Here is an 18,951-nt window from a genome sequence, read left to right as displayed (position 1 = left end):
ATGAGAAAAATAATAACAATTATATTAGCTGTAGTACTAGTAGCAGGATCTATATTTTTTGCAAAATATTTAATAGATAATAAAAATAAACCCAAACCTAAATTTGAAAAAATTGTAAAAACAGTATTTATAGATACAGTTAAAAACACGTCAATTCCTTTAATAATTACTGCAAATGGTAATTTAATTGCTAAAAATAAAATTGATTTATATTCTGAAGTTCAGGGTGTTTTAAAAACAACTTCAAAAGAATTTAAGCCCGGAACTAAATTTAATAAAGGGGAAACAATTATTAAAATTAACAGCGACGAATTTTACACAAATTTACAAGCGCAAAAAAGCAATTTATTTAATAATTTAACCTCTATTATGCCTGATATTCGTTTAGACTTTCCAAATGAATATTTAAAATGGCAAAACTATCTTCAAAATTTTGATTTCAATAAATCTATTGATAAACTTCCTGAAACAACTTCAGAAAAAGAAAAATTCTTTATTTCAGGCCGTGGAATTGTAACTTCATATTACAATGTAAAAAATTTAGAAGTTAAACTTAGCAAATATAATTTAAGAGCTCCTTTTTCGGGAATTATAACCGAATCTATGGTTAACCCTGGAACTTTAGTGAGATCTGGTCAAAAATTAGGGGAGTTTATTGACCCAACAATATTTGAAGCAGCTATTTCCGTGAAATCAGAATTTAAGGAATTACTTCAAATTGGAAAAAACGTAACATTATTTAATTTAGAAAAATCTAAAAGTTGGGACGGAAAAGTTATTAGAATTAATGGTAAAGTAGATGCATCAACACAAACAATAACAGCTTACATTGAAGTAATTGGCAAAGATTTAAAAGAAGGTCAATATTTAGAAGTAGCTCTTGAAGCAAAAGCTGAAGAAAATGCATATCAGGTTTCTAGAAACTTATTAATTGAGAATTCTAAACTTTACATTGTTAAAGATTCTGTTTTAGATTTAGTAACAATTAACCCTGTTTTTGAAAGTAAAAAAACAGTAGTAGTCAAAGGACTTGAAAACGGAACTTTAGTTTTATCTAAACCCGTTCCTGGTGCACATATTGGAATGTTAGTTAAGGTTTCAACTGAAAACAATAATCAATAATGGAAAAAATAATCTCATATTTTATAAAATTTCCTGTAGCTGTAAATGTTTTTATACTAGCCTTTTTTGGATTTGGTTTGGCAGGAGTTTTATCAATGAAATCCTCATTTTTCCCATTAACTGAATCTCAAAACATTTCAATAAGTTTAACCTATCCAGGTGCTTCACCAGAAGAAATGGAAGAAGGTATTGTTCTAAAAGTTGAAGACAATTTAAAAGGAATTGTAGGTATAGACCGTGTTACTTCTGTTTCCAGAGAAAATTCAGCTAGTATAAATATAGAAACAATTAAAGGAAAAAAAATTGATGTAGTTTTATCAGATGTTAAAAATGCAGTTGATAGAGTTCCCTCCTTTCCGTCTGGTATGGAACCTCCAATTATTGCCAAAATTGAAAGCATAAGACCCACAATTAGCTTTTCTATTAGCGGTGATAATATTTCCTTGGCAACTTTAAAACAATATGCAAGAACTGTTGAAAATGATTTAAGGGGTATCGAAGGTATTTCTCAAGTAAGTCTTTCTGGTTTTCCTGACCAAGAAATTGAAATTGCAGTGAGAGAACAAGACTTACTAGCTTATAATTTATCCTTTGCTGAAGTTTCAAATGCGGTTAGCAAAACAAATTTATTAATTTCTGGAGGTAATATTAAAACTGATGATGAAGATTACTTAATAAGAGCTCGTAATAAAAATTATTATGGTAATGAACTACTAAATTTAGTAGTAAAAGCTGATGTTAGCGGTAATATTATTAGACTTAGTGATATTGCTAGTGTTTCAGATACGTGGTCTGAAAATCCAGACAGATTATATTATAATGGAGAAAATGCCATAGACATTACGGTAAACAATACAAATAGTGAAGATTTACTTTCTACAGCTGAAAATGTAAAAGAATACATCCATAAGTTTAATCAGCAACAAGAAACTGTTAAATTAAATGTTACCAGTGATAGTTCAGTTTCTCTAAACCAACGTACAGAATTACTGATTAAAAATGCTGGAATGGGAGTTTTATTGGTACTTTTTTTCTTGGCCTTATTTTTAAATATCCGTTTGGCTTTTTGGGTTGCTTTTGGAATTCCAATAGCGTTTTTTGGAATGTTTGTTTTTGCTGCAAATTTAGGAATTACAATAAATGTTCTTTCATTATTTGGGATGATTATTGTTATCGGTATTTTAGTTGATGACGGGATTGTTATTGGAGAAAATATTTATCACCATTTCGAAAAAGGAAAAACTCCAATAAGAGCTGCAATTGACGGAACGTTAGAAGTTATACCTCCCATTGTTTCTGCAATATTAACTACTATTATAGCTTTTTCAACATTTTTCTTTTTAGATGGGAGAATTGGAAATTTCTTTAGTGAGGTTTCTCTTGTTGTAATTTTAACATTGGCAGTTTCATTAATTGAAGCATTAATTATTTTACCTGCGCATATTGCACATTCAAAAGCATTAGAAAAGAAAAATAAAAAACGTAATAAGTTAAATACTTTCTTTTTTAACGTAAATCAAAAAGCAGAAAAAGGACTTTTCTATTTTAGAGATACACTTTATGCTCCTTATTTAAAATTCTTTTTAAAGAACAAATTATTAGGTTTTGCAATACCAATTGCCCTATTAATATTAAGTATTGGCGCTATAGGAGGAGGAATTGTAAGAACTTCATTTTTCCCGTCAATTGCAAGTGATAGAGTATCTATTAACTTAAAGATGCTTCAAGGAACTAATGAAATGATTACTGATTCTATTATTTCAAAAATTGAAGATGCAGTTTGGGAAGTAAACCAAGAATTTACAAAAAAACAAACGGGTAATATTCCAGTTGTTGAAAATGTTATAAAAAGAATTGGTCCTGGAACTTCAAATGGACGTTTAACAGTGAATTTACTTCCTGGAGAGACAAGAGATTTTTCATCTCCTGAAATAACAAACGCTATTCGAGAAAAAGTTGGTACCGTTCATGGAATTGAAAGTTTAACTTTTGGCTCTGGTGGTAACTTTGGTGGAAGCCCAGTTGCAGTTTCACTATTAGGTAATAATATTACAGAATTAAAAGCAGCAAAAACCGAATTAAAAGAAGTTTTAGCTAAAAATTCTCAATTAAAAGACATTTCTGATAATGATCCTGCAGGTATTAAAGAAATTCAAATTAAGTTAAAAGAAAATGCTTATTTATTAGGTTTAAATTTACAATCTGTAATGAGTCAGGTGCGTTCAGGATTTTTTGGTATACAAGCTCAGCGTTTTCAACGTGGGCAAGATGAAATTAAAATTTGGGTACGTTATAAAAAAGAAGATAGATCTTCTATTAAAAATTTGAATGATATGTGGATTACCACACCTTCAAATAAAAGCGTTCCATTATCTGAAATTGCCACTTATGAAATTAAACGAGGTGATGTTGCTATTAACCACTTAAGTAGTAAACGTGAAATACAAATAACTGCAGATTTAAAAACTCCAGGTGAAGGGGCAACAGATATTTTAGATGATATTAAACTAAATGTAATGCCCGAAATTTCTTCAAAATATCCAACAGTTACTGCTGCATATGAAGGACAAAATAGAGAGGCTAATAAAACCGTTAGCTCTTTTAAAACTGTTGGATTGATTATTTTTGCACTTATTTATATTGTAATTGCATTTACATTTAGGTCTTATGAACAACCAATAATGCTTTTATTAATGATTCCATTTAGCTTAATTGGTGTTGTTGTAGGTCATTGGGTTCATGGCTTTCCAATAAACATACTTTCCTGGTTAGGTATAATTGCCTTAATAGGAATTATGGTAAATGATGGGTTGGTTCTTATTGAAAAATTCAATGGGTATTTAAAGCAAGGTATGAAATATGATGATGCCCTTATACAAGCAGGTCTATCCAGATTTAGAGCTATTTTATTAACTACTTTAACTACTATTGCAGGTTTAGCACCGTTGCTTTTAGAAAAAAGCAGACAAGCACAATTTTTAAAACCAATGGCAATATCAATTTCTTATGGTATTGGAATTGCTACGGTATTAACCTTGGTAATGCTGCCTTTAATGTTATCCGTTTCAAATTCTATAAAAGTATTTATAAAATGGATGCGTACTGGAGAAAAAGTAACTAAAGAAGAAGTTGAAAGAGCTATTATTGAATTAAAAAACGAAGAAAATGAATAATATTAATAAACTTGTAATTCTATTAACACTTTGTTTTACTACAAATTACGCTCAGGGAAATTTAACAAAGGAACAAGCAATTAGCCTGGCATTAGAAAATAATTACGGAATTAAAATTGCTAAAAACAATGTGAAAATTGCTAAAAACAACAAAAGCGTATTCAATAGCGGTTATTTACCTAATGTTGTTGGAAATTCAGGCGCTAGTTATAGTAACGATAATTCCACAGCAACAAGGCAAGATGGTACATCTGTAAAAATAAATAATGCTGAATCTTCAAGATATAATGGTTCTATTGGTTTAAATTATACATTATTTGATGGATTAGGAAGGTCTTATAATTTTAAAAGATTAAAAGAACAATTTAACTTATCAGAATTAGAAGCTGAAACAGTTATTCAAAATACGTTGTTGCAAATTTTCACCAATTATTATGAAGTTGCTAGAATTACAGAAAATCAAAAGAACATTTCAGAATCTTTAAAAATTTCTAAACAACGGTTAACTCGAATGAATTACGGTTTTGAATACGGACAAAACACAAAGTTAGGTGTTTTAAATGCTGAGGTTGATGTTAATAATGATAGTATTCGCTTTTTGAATGAAAAACAATTACTTGCAAATTCTAAACGTAATTTAAATTTACTTTTAGGAAGAAACGTAACTGTTGATTTTGTTGTAGATACAGAAGTTGAGTTTAATTCAATTTTTGAATTTGATCAATTATTAGAAAAATCAAAACAATACAATGTTGAAATTCAAAAAATCAATAGAAATATTGTAATTAGCGAATATGATATTAAAATGAGTAAATCCAGCCTGTATCCTTTTCTAAATTTAAATACTTCTTACGGATTTAATAATTCCAATAATAATCAAACATCTCTTTTTAAAACTATAGAATCAGATGGATTTAATACTGGAGTAACTTTAAGTTGGAATTTATTTGATGGAGGAAGCACAAAAACACGTATTCAAAATGCAAAAATAAATGCCGACAACATTAAAGTACAAAAAGATCAAGTTGAGAATGAATTAGAACGTAATGTTGCAAACGCATTAGAAATTTATAACAATGCTCTTTTTATACTTGAAGCTGAAGGAAAAAATGTTGAAACAAATACTAAAAATTTTACGCGAACAGAAGAACAATTTAAATTAGGACAAATTTCTTCAATAGAATTTAGACAAGCTCAGGTAAATTTATTAAATGCACAATCTAATTACAATAGTGCAAAATACGATGCAAAAAACGCAGAACTTAAATTATTGCAACTATCTGGTGATTTACTAAATATAGAATTTTAAAATTCTATATTTTTAAAACAAAAAAAAGGCTGTCTAAATTTTTTAGACAGCCTTTTATGTTTGATTGTCATTCCTGCACAAGCAGGAATCTATTATATATTTTGTTTTGGATTCCCCAGTTTCCATCTGTAGCACGCTCGCTCAATAAAATAATATTTAATTTTAATTGAAAAATATTAGCTTGTTTATAATCAATATTAAATATATTGAACTAGGTTAATTACCGTTTTGCGCTTTAATTGCGTTCCAAACTTTAATTTCATCTTCTAAAGTTATTCCTTCTAATATTTGAACAAAAATTCCATTGCTAATTCCAGTTTTAACATCTTTTCGTTCAAATTCTTTATCCCCTGTTTTAATTTCAACAAATGGATTTTTAGTTTCTACATCAAATTGTAATAATGCTTCCTTAATAGCAATAACACTATCTACTTTTGCTAAAATTATTGATGCATTTGCACTTAATCCAGCTCTAATAAAAGTAGAATCTTGCTTATTTAAAGTTCCTTTAATTTCAAATTGAACAGCTCCATTTTCCAATTTTCCTTTAGGTGCAATATAATCTAAAACTGCATTAAACTTGGTATTTTCAATTGCACCGACAGTAATTTCTAATGGTAAGCCTTCTTTAATTTTATCAATTTCAGATTCATCAACTTTTCCTTCAAAAATCATTTTATTCACATCTGCAAGGGCTGCAATCGTAGTTCCTTCATTAAAATTATTACTTTCTATTACTTGATTTCCTACTTCTACAGGCATTTCTAAAACCATTCCTGATACTGTAGATCTAATTAAAGTGTTTGCAGAATTTCCCAATCCGCTTGTAGAACCTGTTTTTACAATATCATAATTTTGATTTGCTGCTTTATAGGATTGCTTTGCCTGATCATAACTAACTTCTACTCGCTCTAAATCTTGTCTGGAAATAACTCCTTTAGCAAATAAACCCTTTTGTCTGTTGAAATTTCTGCTTTCATTATCCAGTGATATTTTTGCCGTTTGAATAGCATTTTTTGCGTTATTTAGAGCAGATAAATTAGGGATTACTTTAATTTTTGCAATTAAATCATTGGCTTTCAAAATATCCCCACCTTCAACATAAATCTCCTCTATTACACCAGAAATATTTGGTTTTATTAATACTTCTTCTAATGGAATAATACTTCCTGTAGCCACTGTTTTTTTAATAATAGTTTCTATTGAGGCTTTTTCAGTTTTATACACAACTGGATCTTCGGCATTTTTTTGATATAAATAATACATTGCACCACTAAAAGTGATTACGATAAAAATTAATATAAAAATAGTTACTGACTTTTTCATTGATTGGTATTATTATTTGATTGATAATTATTCATTTCTTAAGGCATCAACTGGTTTTAATTTAATTGCATTTTGTGCAGGTATTAAACCAGCCAACAATCCTGAAAATATTAAAATTGTTAATGCGGTAATTATTACTCCCAAATTAACACTTGGATTTGCAAACATATCTATTGGACCCGACAATTCTATAACATAATTTATGAGATAGATAAAAACGGCTCCAAATACAATACCTGCCATACCCGAAATAATGGTTAAAAATACTGATTCTGTAAGAATTTGGCCTCTAATATTTGATGGTGAAGCTCCCAATGCTCTTCGTATCCCAATTTCTTTTGTTCTTTCTTTAACTACAATTAGCATAATATTACTTACACCGATTATTCCTGAAAGTAAGACCAAAGTACCAACAAAATATGCTATAATCCTTAACGCCATAAACAATGATTCTACTCTGTTGTATTGTTCAAATAAATCAAAATGACCCACTGCTCTGGCATCATCTGGATGTATTTTATGGTTCTTTTTGACAACATCAAATATTTGTTGTTTAATCTCTGTAATTGGAGTACCATCATTTGCTGTAATTGCCATCCATCCAACACGTTCTCCCCTATTGAAAGCTTGTGAGAATGATGTAAACGGTACGTAAATCTGTTTTTGATCTTCTTCCCCATCTCCACCGGTAGTTTTCTTCTTATAAGTACCAATTACCATAAAATTCACTCCTTGTATTTTTATGTAGGTCCCAATAACTTCTTCATCCTTTTCATACAAACTGCTCCTTACTCCTTCTCCAATTATAGCTATTTTTCTTTTTTCATTTATATCTGAATAATTAATAAACCTACCTGAAGTTATATCCATTGGTTCTTGTTTAATAATTTCAGGATAATCTCCATAAACATTAAAAGCGCCAACATTTAACCCTCTAACTACATTATTTGCGCCTCTAAATCCACCTAATTGATTTCGTGGAGAAACGAATCTTAAATTTTTTACATTCTCATTAATATCAACAACATCATCCAAATCGTAACTAAAACGTCTTCCTTTTGACATTCCTTCATAAGACTTCGTAACCGTTCGAGTCCACATAAACATTGTATTGGTTGCTATATCTCCAAAATCTTGCTTAATCCCATTTTCAAGACCTTTTCCCGCAGCTAATAATAATATTAAAATAAATATGCCCCAAAAAACACCAAAAGCAGTCAATAAAGTTCTAACCCAATTACTTGTTAGTACTTCTATTATTTCATTCCATTTGTCTTTATTAAACATTTTTACACTTTTATTCGTGACTTAAAGCTTTTATAGGATGTACATTTGCCGCTTTCCAGGCAGGTATAAAACCAGCCAAAGCACCTGCAACAATTAGTAAAATAACCATAGTAACTGCCATTGAAAAATTTACTGATGGATTTAATACATAATCTACTTCAATATTTGGACCTACAACTTCTAACAACGCCATACTTAGAATTAAACCTGCGAAACCCGCAACTCCTGTAACAAAAATTGATTCTTGCATAATCATCCAAATAATAGACCAAGGTTTAGCTCCCAACGCTTTTCTTATCCCAATTTCACGAGTTCGTTCCTTTACAATAATTAACATGATATTACTTACACCAACAACTCCCGCTATTATAGTACAAATACCTACAAACCAGAAAAATAATGCAATATTACTTGTTAAAGTATAATATCTCTTCACTTCTTCCATTACATTAAATGCATTAACGGCATTGTCATCTGGCGCAACGCTATGTACTTGTTTTAAATATTGCTTTATTTCTTCCGTAAATTGTTTGGATACAGCCAACGCTTTTTCAAAATTTTCTTCAGGCTGTAAAGTAAAAGCGAGATTAGCAACTCTATTTGATCCATTAAATATAGATTGAGCTGTACTTATTGGTATAAATACTCTATTTTCCTCACGCTCACCACCTTCATCTATATAAACACCAACTATTTTAAAATTGATACCAGAAAGTTGAAGGTATTCACTTAAAGGGTTTTCAACATTTGGCAATAATTCCTGTTTAATTTTATTACTAATTACTATTACTTTTCCTTTTGATTTTAAATCTGAATAATTTATATATCGCCCTAAAATTATTTTTTGATTTTCAATTTGTTGATAATTTGGACTAACTCCATGAACTCCGTAAGAAACAGATTCATTCTTATAATTGATACTTGTACCTCTTACTCTAAACAAATCAGACTTATATTCTAATTCATTTTTATATAACGTTGTTAAATTGTCATAATCTTCATTTCTAAGTTGAATAGGCCTACCTGGATTTAAGCCTTTGTATTCTTTGGTTGTAACTTCAGTCCAAACCCAAACTCGGTTAGTCGCATCAGCTTCAAACTCTTTTTGAATACCATTTTGCATTCCTTGCCCAAAACCTAATAAAACGACTAAAATAAATATACCAGAGGCTACAGAAATTCCAGTAAGAAAAGTCCTAAGTTTATTTTTTCGAATGGTTTCAAATATTTCTTGCCAGCGATCTAAATCAAACATTTATTAAAACAGTATTATTAGTATGATAACTACCTTCTTAAAAGACTTTTTAAAGATACAAATGTTACATCAAATAGGAAAAATAATTGCATTTATAATAATTTAAAATATATAAAGTGCTGAAATATAGTATGTTTTGACTTTTTCTGTAACAATAGTTACTTTAAATTACAAATCGAAAAATAGAATGACATAAATCATAATAAACTTTAAATACTGTGCTTAAATTTGTTCTCATTAAAACAAGAGATTAACACAAATATAAAATTTTAAGATGGAGACGATACAAGAAGTCAAAGCCAGAGTATACAAGTTTGGAGATAAAAATACTGATGGTAATAGTACAATGAAAAACCTATTAGGTGGTAAAGGAGCTAATTTAGCTGAAATGAGCGCAATTGGAATCCCTGTTCCTCCAGGATTTACAATTACTACAGAAGTTTGTACTGAATATAACCTATTAGGAAAAGATGCTGTTGTTGGTATGATTGTTCCTGAAGTTGAAAAAGCAATAGAGAATATTGAAAATATAATGGGATCAAAATTTGGAGACAAAGAAAACCCTTTATTAGTTTCAGTTCGTTCTGGAGCAAGAGTTTCTATGCCAGGTATGATGGATACTGTATTAAACTTAGGTTTAAACGATGAAGTTGTTGAAGGCTTAGCTATTAAATCTGGAAACGAACGTTTCGCATGGGATTCATATAGACGTTTTATACAAATGTACGGTGATGTTGTTTTAGGTATGAAACCAGAATCTAAAGAAGATATTGATCCTTTTGAAGAAATAATGGAAGCTCTTAAACATAAAAGAGATATTGAATTAGATACAGAATTTACAATACAAGATTTAAAAGATTTAGTTTACGATTTTAAAGATGCTGTAAAAAAACGTACTGGTCATGATTTCCCTACAAATCCTTGGGATCAATTATGGGGAGCTGTTATGGCAGTTTTTAATAGTTGGAACGGTGATAGAGCTATTTATTACAGAAATATGAATGGATACCCAAGTGAATGGGGAACTGCTGTAAACGTGCAAGCAATGGTTTATGGAAATATGGGAGACAATTCTGGTACAGGAGTTTGTTTTACACGTGATGCTGGAACTGGAGAAAATCTTTTCAATGGAGAATATTTAATCAATGCACAAGGTGAAGATGTAGTTGCTGGAACAAGAACTCCTCAACAAATTACTAAAGTTGGTTCTTTACGTTGGGCTGAATTAGCTAAGGTTGAAGAAGATGACAGATTAGCAAATTACCCTTCTTTAGAAGAGTTAATGCCATCTATTTATAATGAGTTAAATGACTACCAACAAAAATTAGAAGATCATTATAAAGATATGCAAGATATGGAGTTTACTATGCAAGATGGTAAACTTTGGATTTTACAAACAAGAAATGGTAAACGTACTGGTTCTGCAATGGTAAAAATTGCAATTGACAAATTAAAAGAAGGTGCTATTACTGAAAAAGAAGCCTTACTTTCTATAGAACCAAATAAATTAGACGAATTATTACATCCTGTTTTTGATCCTAAAGCTTTAAAAAAATCTAATGTAATTGCGCAAGGTTTACCTGCTTCTCCTGGAGCTGCAACTGGTCAAATTGTATTTTTTGCTGATGAAGCTTCAAAATATAAAACAAGTATTCTAGTTCGTATAGAAACTTCTCCTGAAGATTTAGAAGGAATGAATATTGCAAAAGGAATATTAACTGCACGTGGTGGTATGACTTCTCACGCAGCTGTTGTTGCTCGTGGTATGGGTAAATGTTGTGTTTCTGGTGCTGGTGCTTTAAAAATAAACTATAAAAATAGAACTTTAACAGTTGATGGTCACGAATATCATGAAGGTGATTGGATTTCATTAAACGGTTCTACTGGAAATATTATTGACGGAAAAGTTGCAACGATTGAGCCTGAATTAAGCGGAGAATTTGCTGAAATTATGGAATTGGCTGATAAATTTGCGACAATGAAAGTTAGAACAAATGCTGACTCTCCTAAAGATGCAAAAGTAGCTCGTAGTTTTGGAGCACAAGGTATTGGATTAACAAGAACTGAACATATGTTCTTTGAAGTTGACCGAATTAAGGCAATGCGTGAAATGATACTTTCAGATACTGTAAAAGGAAGAAAACAAGCGTTAGACCAATTATTACCAATGCAACGTGAAGATTTTGAAGGTATTTTTGAAGCAATGGCTGGTCTTCCAGTAACAGTTCGTTTATTAGATCCACCTTTACATGAGTTTGTACCTCACGTTTTAGCTACTCAAAAAGATTTAGCTGAAGAAATGCATATTTCATTAGAAGCTGTAAAAAGTAAAATTGCAGAGTTAGAAGAATTTAACCCAATGCTAGGTCATAGAGGTTGTAGATTAGGAATTACATATCCTGAAATTACTGAAATGCAAGCAAGAGCAATTATTGAAGCTGCTTTAAATTTAAAAGAAAGAGGAATTGAAGCAAAACCTGAAATTATGGTTCCTTTAATTGGTACTTTGGCTGAATTTGAAAGTCAAGAAAAAATTATTAGAGATACAGCCAATAAAGTTTTTGAAGAAAGAAATGATACTATCGAATATTTAGTAGGTACTATGATTGAAATTCCAAGAGCTGCTTTAACAGCTGATTTAATTGCTGCTAAAGCTGAGTTCTTCTCATTTGGAACAAATGATTTAACTCAAATGGCATTTGGTTATTCAAGAGATGATGCTGGTAAATTCTTACCAGTTTATATAGAAAAAGGAATATTAAAAGTTGATCCATTTGAAGTTCTTGACCAAGAAGGTGTTGGACAATTAGTAAAAATGGGTACAGAAAAAGGTAGAATGACAAAACCAGACTTAAAAGTTGGTATTTGTGGTGAACATGGTGGTGAGCCAAGTTCAGTAGAATTTTGTTACAATACCGGAATGAATTATGTTAGTTGTTCTCCTTATAGAGTTCCAATTGCACGTGTAGCTTCGGCTCAGGCGGTAATTAAAAAACAAGCATAGTATAGGTTTTTTTAGTTAGTTATAAAAACTCCATCTTTTTAAAAAAGATGGAGTTTTTTTATATATAACAATTAAAGTATCTTCGCAATATGATTAAAGTTGTATTACTTGGTGGTGGAAATTTAGCCTTTCATTTAACAAAAAATTTGTTAAATAATAAAGCTGTTAACCTTATTCAGGTTTATAATAGAAGTATTGATAAAATTCAATATTTAAAATCAAAAACTGCAATAACAGATAACTTAAATGCATTGGAAGCTGCTGATATTTATGTTGTTGCGGTTGCAGATAATGCAATTTCAGAAGTTTCTTCAAAATTAAATTTCAAAAATAAATTAGTTGTTCATACTTCAGGGGCAGCCAATTTAAATGAATTAAAATCTAAATCTAACAAAGGTGTTTTTTACCCCTTACAAACATTTTCAAAAGAAAATAAAATTGATTTTACATCTATTCCAATTTGTATTGAGGCTGAAACAAAAACAGATTTAGATTTACTGGAAAAATTAGCAAAATCTATTGCAAAAAAATATTATCTAATAAATTCTGAACAACGCAAACATTTGCATGTTGCAGCTGTTTTTGTAAATAATTTTGTGAATCATTTATATCATATCGGAAATGAAATTTGTGAAGAAAATGGAATTCCCTTTGAGATTTTGCACCCTTTAATTGAAAAAACTTCAAAAAAAATAGTAGAAATACCACCTTTAAAGGCTCAAACTGGTCCTGCAAAAAGAAACGATACCAAAACTATAAAAAACCACAAAGCAATTTTAAATAAACAGCAAAAGGAAATTTATAATTTGCTTACAAAATCAATACAAAATACCTATGGGAAAAAGTTATAAAGAAATAATGCCTCAAATTACAACATTTATGTTTGATGTAGATGGCGTTTTAACTAATGGAATGATTACAATTACCACTACTGGAGAATTGATTAGAACAATGAACATCAAAGATGGATATGCCTTAAAAACAGCAATAGATCAGGGCTTTAAGATATGTATAATTTCTGGTGGAAGTAATGAAGGCGTGCGTTCTCGACTTCAAAACTTAGGAATTACAGATATTTATTTAGGCACTCATAATAAAATGGAACAATTTGAAGAATACATTACAATTCATAAATTAAATCCTGAAGAAATTTTATTTATGGGTGATGACATTCCAGATTATAAGGTCATGAAAAAAGTAGGTTTACCCAGTTGTCCAAAAGATGCAGTTCCAGAAATTCAAGATATTTCATTATATATTTCACAAAAAAAAGGTGGAAATGGATGTGTGAGAGATGTAATTGAGCAAGTTTTAAAAGTTCAAGGAAAATGGAATGGACAATTTGATGCAAAATATGATTAATAATATGAGAAAAATTATTCTAATAACTCTAACTCTCTTATTTTCAGGAGCTATTTCTTTACAAGCTCAATCTATTTTTGGAGAATGGAAAACTATTGATGATGAAACTGGTAACGAAAAATCTATTGTTGAAGTTTATCAAGAAAATGGAAAAGCTTATGCTGTAATTAAGCAATTATTGAAAAAAGGAAATGAAAATAAAGTTTGTGAAAACTGTAAAGGAACAAATAAAAATAAATCAATTAAAGGAATGGTTATTATAAATGGCCTTTCAAAAGATGGTAGTGAATGGAATGGAGCCAAAATATTAGATCCTAAGACAGGAAAAGAATACAAATGTTATATAACCCTTGAAGATAATAACAAACTAAAAGTTAGAGGCTATATTGGTTTTGCTTTAATTGGAAGAACTCAATACTGGACCAGAGTTAATTAATTTAACAATAAACTTAGTTTCTAATATTTCAAATTTTATAAATACAGTGTCATTTAGTAAATATTCTATGGGTAAACCCCAAACTTAATTCTGAAAAATCAGCCTGACTTAAATTAGAATTAATGTGAGCACTTAAATAAAAATTATTTTTTGGCATTTTTGAAGTATTTATAGCATATAATTTTAAACCTAAACGTCCTAAAAACAATTTTTTAAGATCATAAAAAAAATCAAGCTCTGGTTCCTCAAGTAAATATTGCTCTTTATAAAATGGTTTGTGCAAATTTAAACCGCCTTCCCAATCAATCCCAATATGTCCCAGCATAGCCTCAACACCAACCGACAAATATAAATTTGATGCATTTAGTATAGGTTTAGAGTAATAAGGTTCTAATTCATTTTCATTTATATAATCGTAATAATGATGATAAAATCTATAGGTAGCTCCTAAACTGACTTTAAAAATATCTTTATAAAACAAACCTCCATATACTTCAATTGAATTAATAGCTTTTACCAAACTTTCATTTTTAACAAATTTATGTATTCCTTGTCCGTAACGTATTGAATAAAAACCTTTTGAAAACGTTTTAACATTGTTTAAATCAAATTTAGTATCATTTTTAATAATACTTTTTTTAACATCAATTTTTGTTGAAATACTCATTAAAGCAGAATTCAACCCTTCATTTGGTAGTTGTGCATGACCATTTGAATGATGTATATAACCAATTCCTAATTGTAAATCTTTATTGTTTTTCGAAAGCAAATTGTAATACAAAAATGTTTGAAAAGCCCATGTTAATTTTGTGCTTATTGCAGAATTTCTAGGGTTATTTACCACGTCATAACGTGTATCAAAATAAGAAATTCCAAGACCTCCTTTAAAATGAAAATTTTGTTTTTTATTTAAATTTAGTTTTATAAATGGTAAAACACTCACTGAGCGTCCCAATAAATCTTTATTACCATAATTAGTAAAATATACTGAAACACCTGTGGTTGGAAAATTTAAAATACTTTCCCATTGTTTTTCAGGAAATAAATTTTTCTTTTCAAAACTCATCCCAATTATAAATTGAGAATTTGTATTTGGGTACAATTCAAATGCAGCAATGGTTTTTCCAAAAAATAATTCTGGCCTAAGAGCATATTCCCCAAATGTTTGTTCATTTTGACCCAAACAAGAAAATCCAATAAAGAAAAAGAGGAATAATTTTTTCATTGGTTAAATATAAAAAACAATACTCATAAAAATGAAGGCATATTATTAATTTAATTCCTCTCTTTTAGCATTGGCACAAACCTAAAATCGCCCAATTCGTGCTTTTCAAAATCCTTTTCACTTGTTCTAACAAACAAAGTCATTGTTTGTACTTCATCCCCAATGGGAATTACCAATCTCCCTCCTATTTTTAATTGACTCAACAAAGGTTTTGGAACAAATGGAGCACCGGCAGTTACAATAATTCTATCAAAAGGAGCATTTTCTGGCAAACCTTTATAACCGTCACCAAAAATCACTTTTTTAGGCTTATAATTTAATTTTGGCAAAAATAATTTCGTCTTTTTAAAAAGTTCTAGTTGTCGCTCTATAGTATAAACCTTTGCTCCCATTTCTATTAAAACAGCAGTTTGATAACCCGAACCTGTCCCTATTTCTAATATTTCATCATTAGGTTTAACTTGTAACAATTCTGTTTGAAATGCAACAGTATAAGGTTGTGAAATAGTTTGTTCGGCAGCAATTGGAAACGCCTTGTCCTGATACGCAAAATCTGCAAAACTAGAATCCATAAATAAATGCCTTGGTATAATTGAAATTGCTTTCAAAACATTTTTATCAGTAATTCCCTTTTTAGATAATATTGCTACTAATTGATTTCTAAGTCCTTGATGTTTGTGCGAATCTTTCACTAATTAATTAAATTTGAGATGCTAAAAATAGGAATAAATGCATAAAGATTGTTACTTTTGTTTACATAAAAATAAACAATCTTATTATGCTAAAAGCAGGAGTTTTAGGAGCCGGACATCTCGGAAAAATTCACTTAAAATTATTAAATCAATCTGAAAAATACAATTTAGTAGGATTTTACGACCCTATAAAGGAAAACGCTCAAAAAGTTGAAGAAGAATTTGGCTACAAATCATTTGATACTATTCAAGAGTTAATAGATGCCGTAGATGTTGTAGATATAGTTACACCTACCCTTTCGCATTTTGATTGTGCAAAAGAAGCCATCGAAAAAGGAAAACATATATTTATTGAAAAACCAATTACTAAGACAGTTGAAGAAGCTGAGAAATTAATTGAACTTGCTAATAAACACAAGGTTAAAGGTCAGGTTGGTCACGTAGAGCGTTTTAATCCAGCATTTACTGCCGTTAAGGATTCTTTAAATAAACCAATGTTTATTGAAACCCATAGATTGGCAGAGTTTAATCCACGTGGTACCGATGTGCCTGTTGTTTTAGATTTAATGATTCATGATATAGATATTATTTTAAGTGTTGTAAAATCTAAAGTAAAAAGTGTGAATGCCAGTGGTGTTTCTGTGATTAGTGAAACTCCGGATATTGCAAATGCTCGAATTGAATTTGAAAATGGATGTGTTGCTAATTTAACGGCAAGTAGAATTTCATTAAAAAATATGCGTAAAACACGTTTTTTTCAAAAGGATGCTTATATAGCTGTTGATTTCTTTGAAAAAGCAACAGAAGTGGTTAAAATGCAAGATGCGCCTAAAATACCAGGTGATTTTGATATGATTTTACAAAATGCTGAAGGAATTAAAAAGCAAATTTATTTTGAAAACCCAACTGTTGAAGCAAATAATGCTATTTTAGATGAATTAGAAACGTTTGCAGACGCAATTACTAATAATACAACTCCAATTGTAACTTTAGAACAAGGTACAGAAGCATTAAGAGTTGCTCATATGATTATAAACGATTTTTAAGATGACTATTTATCAAGTTGATGCTTTTACAAACGAGATTTTCAAAGGAAATCCAGCTGCAGTTTGCCCTCTAACTAAATGGATTTCGGAAGAATTAATGCAAGCTATTGCTGAAGAAAACAATTTATCTGAAACTGTATTCTTTGTGAAAGTTAAAGATCATTTTGAAATTAGATGGTTTACACCTTCTTGTGAAATTGATTTATGTGGTCACGCTACCTTAGCTGCTGCACATATTATATTTTCAGAATTAGATTATGACAAAAAAGTAATAGAATTCAATTCAAAAAGTGGCATTTTAAAAGTTGAAAAAAAAGAAGATTGGTACACTTTAAATTTTCCGTCTGAAGAAATTATTGAAATTAAAACACCGCAACTTTTAAAGGATGCGTTAAAAGTTCCAATAATTAAAACTTTTGAAGGTAAATGGAAATTGGTTGTGGAATTAGAAAATGAAAGTGCAGTTAAAAATTTAACTCCTAATTTTTCAAAATTAGCAAATTTGGAACACGCAGGAATTATTGTTACTGCACAAGGAGATAAAGTGGATTTTGTTTCTCGTTTTTTTGCTCCAAAAATTGGTATTAATGAAGACCCGGTAACTGGTTCTGCACATACGTTATTAATTCCATTTTGGGCTAAAAAGCTAAAATTAAATAGTTTAGAAGCTATTCAATTATCTAACAGAACGGGATATTTAAAATGTGAATATTTAAATGAACGTGTTGAAATGAGTGGACAAGCAATCACTTATTTAAAAGGAAAATTAACTATTTAATTATTAATTATGACTAATATAGCTGTTATTGGAGCTGGGACCATGGGAAATGGAATTGCTCATGTGTTCGCTCAAAATAATTACAAAGTAAACTTAATAGATATATCTCAGGCGGCTTTAGACAAAGGTTTAGCTACAGTTACTAAAAACCTTGATAGATTACTTTCTAAAGAAAAAATCACTAGTATTATTAAAGCACAAACTTTAAATAATATTACAACTTATACTTCTATTGCTGAAGGTGTTAAAGATATAGATTTAGTTGTTGAAGCTGCAACTGAAAACATCGATTTAAAATTAAAAATATTTAAACAAATTGATGAAGAAGCTCCGGCTAATGCAATTTTAGCTTCAAATACATCATCAATATCAATTACTAAAATAGCATCGGTAACAAAAAGACCAGAAAAAGTAATTGGAATGCATTTTATGAATCCTGTTCCAATAATGAAATTGGTAGAAATAATTAGAGGTTATAACACTTCTGATGAGGTTACCAAAACAATTATGGATCTTTCAGAAAATCTTAAAAAAGTTCCTGTTGAAGTTAATGACTATCCAGGCTTTGTAGCAAACCGTATTTTAATGCCAATGCTAAACGAGGCTATTGAAACCTTATACAATGGAGTTGCAGGCGTTTATGAAATTGATACTGTAATGAAATTAGGAATGGCGCATCCAATGGGTCCGTTACAATTGGCTGACTTTATTGGCCTAGATGTTTGTTTATCAATTTTAAATGTAATGTATGATGGCTTTAAAAATCCAAAATATGCTCCTTGTCCGCTATTAGTTAATATGGTACAAGCTGGTAAACTTGGCTCAAAATCAGGTGAAGGTTTTTATGACTATTCCGAAAACCGTAAGGCTGAAATAATTTCAAAACAATTTAGATAAAAACAATTTTGACCTATAAAAAAAGACCTTTCAATTTCT

The 18,951-nt window shown here is 29.8% G+C and carries 15 protein-coding genes; 10 read left to right on the top strand and 5 right to left on the bottom strand.

Annotation, left to right across the window (positions count from 1 at the left end):
• From CHB63_RS02415 to CHB63_RS02405, 3 genes are read left to right on the top strand one after another with little or no spacing between them, the layout of a single operon-like run.
• On the top strand, positions 1 to 1,122 hold the full coding sequence (locus CHB63_RS02415; protein WP_089376829.1) for an efflux RND transporter periplasmic adaptor subunit: 1,122 nt from the start codon (positions 1 to 3) through the stop codon (positions 1,120 to 1,122).
• Positions 1,122 to 4,295, top strand: coding sequence for an efflux RND transporter permease subunit (locus CHB63_RS02410; protein WP_089376828.1), 3,174 nt, complete (start codon positions 1,122 to 1,124; stop codon positions 4,293 to 4,295). Before CHB63_RS02415 ends, CHB63_RS02410 begins: the two co-directional genes overlap by 1 nt.
• Positions 4,288 to 5,604, top strand: coding sequence for a TolC family protein (locus CHB63_RS02405; protein WP_089376827.1), 1,317 nt, complete (start codon positions 4,288 to 4,290; stop codon positions 5,602 to 5,604). The genes CHB63_RS02410 and CHB63_RS02405 overlap by 8 nt, the downstream gene beginning before the upstream one ends.
• A gap of 216 nt (positions 5,605 to 5,820) precedes the next feature.
• On the opposite strand, the gene CHB63_RS02400 is transcribed toward CHB63_RS02405, so the two are convergent.
• The 3 genes from CHB63_RS02400 to CHB63_RS02390 are packed head-to-tail and all read right to left on the bottom strand — an operon-like array spanning position 5,821 to position 9,472.
• Positions 5,821 to 6,930 carry an efflux RND transporter periplasmic adaptor subunit gene (locus CHB63_RS02400; RefSeq protein ID WP_089376826.1) on the bottom strand — a complete coding sequence of 370 codons (1,110 nt, stop codon included), beginning with the start codon at positions 6,928 to 6,930 and terminating at the stop codon, positions 5,821 to 5,823.
• A gap of 27 nt (positions 6,931 to 6,957) precedes the next feature.
• Positions 6,958 to 8,217, bottom strand: coding sequence for an ABC transporter permease (locus tag CHB63_RS02395; protein ID WP_089376825.1), 1,260 nt, complete (start codon positions 8,215 to 8,217; stop codon positions 6,958 to 6,960).
• 10 nt (positions 8,218 to 8,227) lie between these two features.
• On the bottom strand, positions 8,228 to 9,472 hold the full coding sequence (locus CHB63_RS02390; protein ID WP_089376824.1) for an ABC transporter permease: 1,245 nt from the start codon (positions 9,470 to 9,472) through the stop codon (positions 8,228 to 8,230).
• 274 nt (positions 9,473 to 9,746) lie between these two features.
• Between CHB63_RS02390 and ppdK the strand changes: the two genes are divergently transcribed.
• The 4 genes from ppdK (at position 9,747) to CHB63_RS02370 (ending at position 14,274) form a co-directional block, all read left to right on the top strand.
• Positions 9,747 to 12,476, top strand: a complete 2,730-nt coding sequence (gene ppdK / locus CHB63_RS02385) for a pyruvate, phosphate dikinase (RefSeq protein ID WP_089376823.1) — start codon at positions 9,747 to 9,749, stop codon at positions 12,474 to 12,476.
• Positions 12,477 to 12,565: 89 nt separating this feature from the next.
• Positions 12,566 to 13,327, top strand: coding sequence for a Rossmann-like and DUF2520 domain-containing protein (locus tag CHB63_RS02380; protein ID WP_089376822.1), 762 nt, complete (start codon positions 12,566 to 12,568; stop codon positions 13,325 to 13,327).
• Positions 13,311 to 13,838 carry a KdsC family phosphatase gene (locus CHB63_RS02375; protein ID WP_089376821.1) on the top strand — a complete coding sequence of 176 codons (528 nt, stop codon included), beginning with the start codon at positions 13,311 to 13,313 and terminating at the stop codon, positions 13,836 to 13,838. Before CHB63_RS02380 ends, CHB63_RS02375 begins: the two co-directional genes overlap by 17 nt.
• Positions 13,839 to 13,842: 4 nt before the next feature.
• The gene (locus CHB63_RS02370; protein WP_089377560.1) at positions 13,843 to 14,274 is read left to right on the top strand and encodes a DUF2147 domain-containing protein; all 432 of its coding nucleotides are present in this window, start codon (positions 13,843 to 13,845) and stop codon (positions 14,272 to 14,274) included.
• Between the two features lie 49 nt (positions 14,275 to 14,323).
• Here the strand turns inward: CHB63_RS02370 and CHB63_RS02365 are convergent, their stop codons facing one another.
• Both CHB63_RS02365 and CHB63_RS02360 read right to left on the bottom strand, forming a co-directional pair.
• Positions 14,324 to 15,499, bottom strand: coding sequence for an acyloxyacyl hydrolase (locus tag CHB63_RS02365; RefSeq protein ID WP_089376820.1), 1,176 nt, complete (start codon positions 15,497 to 15,499; stop codon positions 14,324 to 14,326).
• Positions 15,500 to 15,549: 50 nt separating this feature from the next.
• A complete protein-coding gene (locus tag CHB63_RS02360) occupies positions 15,550 to 16,191 on the bottom strand; it encodes a protein-L-isoaspartate(D-aspartate) O-methyltransferase (protein ID WP_089376819.1) in 642 nt (213 codons plus the stop codon).
• A gap of 86 nt (positions 16,192 to 16,277) precedes the next feature.
• Here CHB63_RS02360 and CHB63_RS02355 point away from each other — a divergent pair, with 86 nt between their 5' ends.
• The 3 genes from CHB63_RS02355 to CHB63_RS02345 are packed head-to-tail and all read left to right on the top strand — an operon-like array spanning position 16,278 to position 18,912.
• Positions 16,278 to 17,237 (top strand): Gfo/Idh/MocA family protein, encoded by a 960-nt coding sequence (locus tag CHB63_RS02355; protein ID WP_089376818.1) that lies wholly within the window; start codon positions 16,278 to 16,280, stop codon positions 17,235 to 17,237.
• A gap of 1 nt (position 17,238) precedes the next feature.
• Complete coding sequence (locus CHB63_RS02350) at positions 17,239 to 18,015, top strand: PhzF family phenazine biosynthesis protein (RefSeq protein WP_089376817.1); 777 nt, start codon at positions 17,239 to 17,241, stop codon at positions 18,013 to 18,015.
• A 9-nt stretch (positions 18,016 to 18,024) separates the two neighbouring features.
• Positions 18,025 to 18,912: a 3-hydroxyacyl-CoA dehydrogenase family protein gene (locus CHB63_RS02345; protein ID WP_089376816.1), complete on the top strand. Its 888-nt coding sequence runs from the start codon at positions 18,025 to 18,027 to the stop codon at positions 18,910 to 18,912.
• Positions 18,913 to 18,951: the final 39 nt, after the last annotated feature.

Source organism: Lutibacter flavus (genome assembly GCF_900188355.1).
Lineage (GTDB): Bacteria > Bacteroidota > Bacteroidia > Flavobacteriales > Flavobacteriaceae > Lutibacter > Lutibacter flavus.
This window is presented reverse-complemented; position numbering and strand designations above follow the sequence as displayed.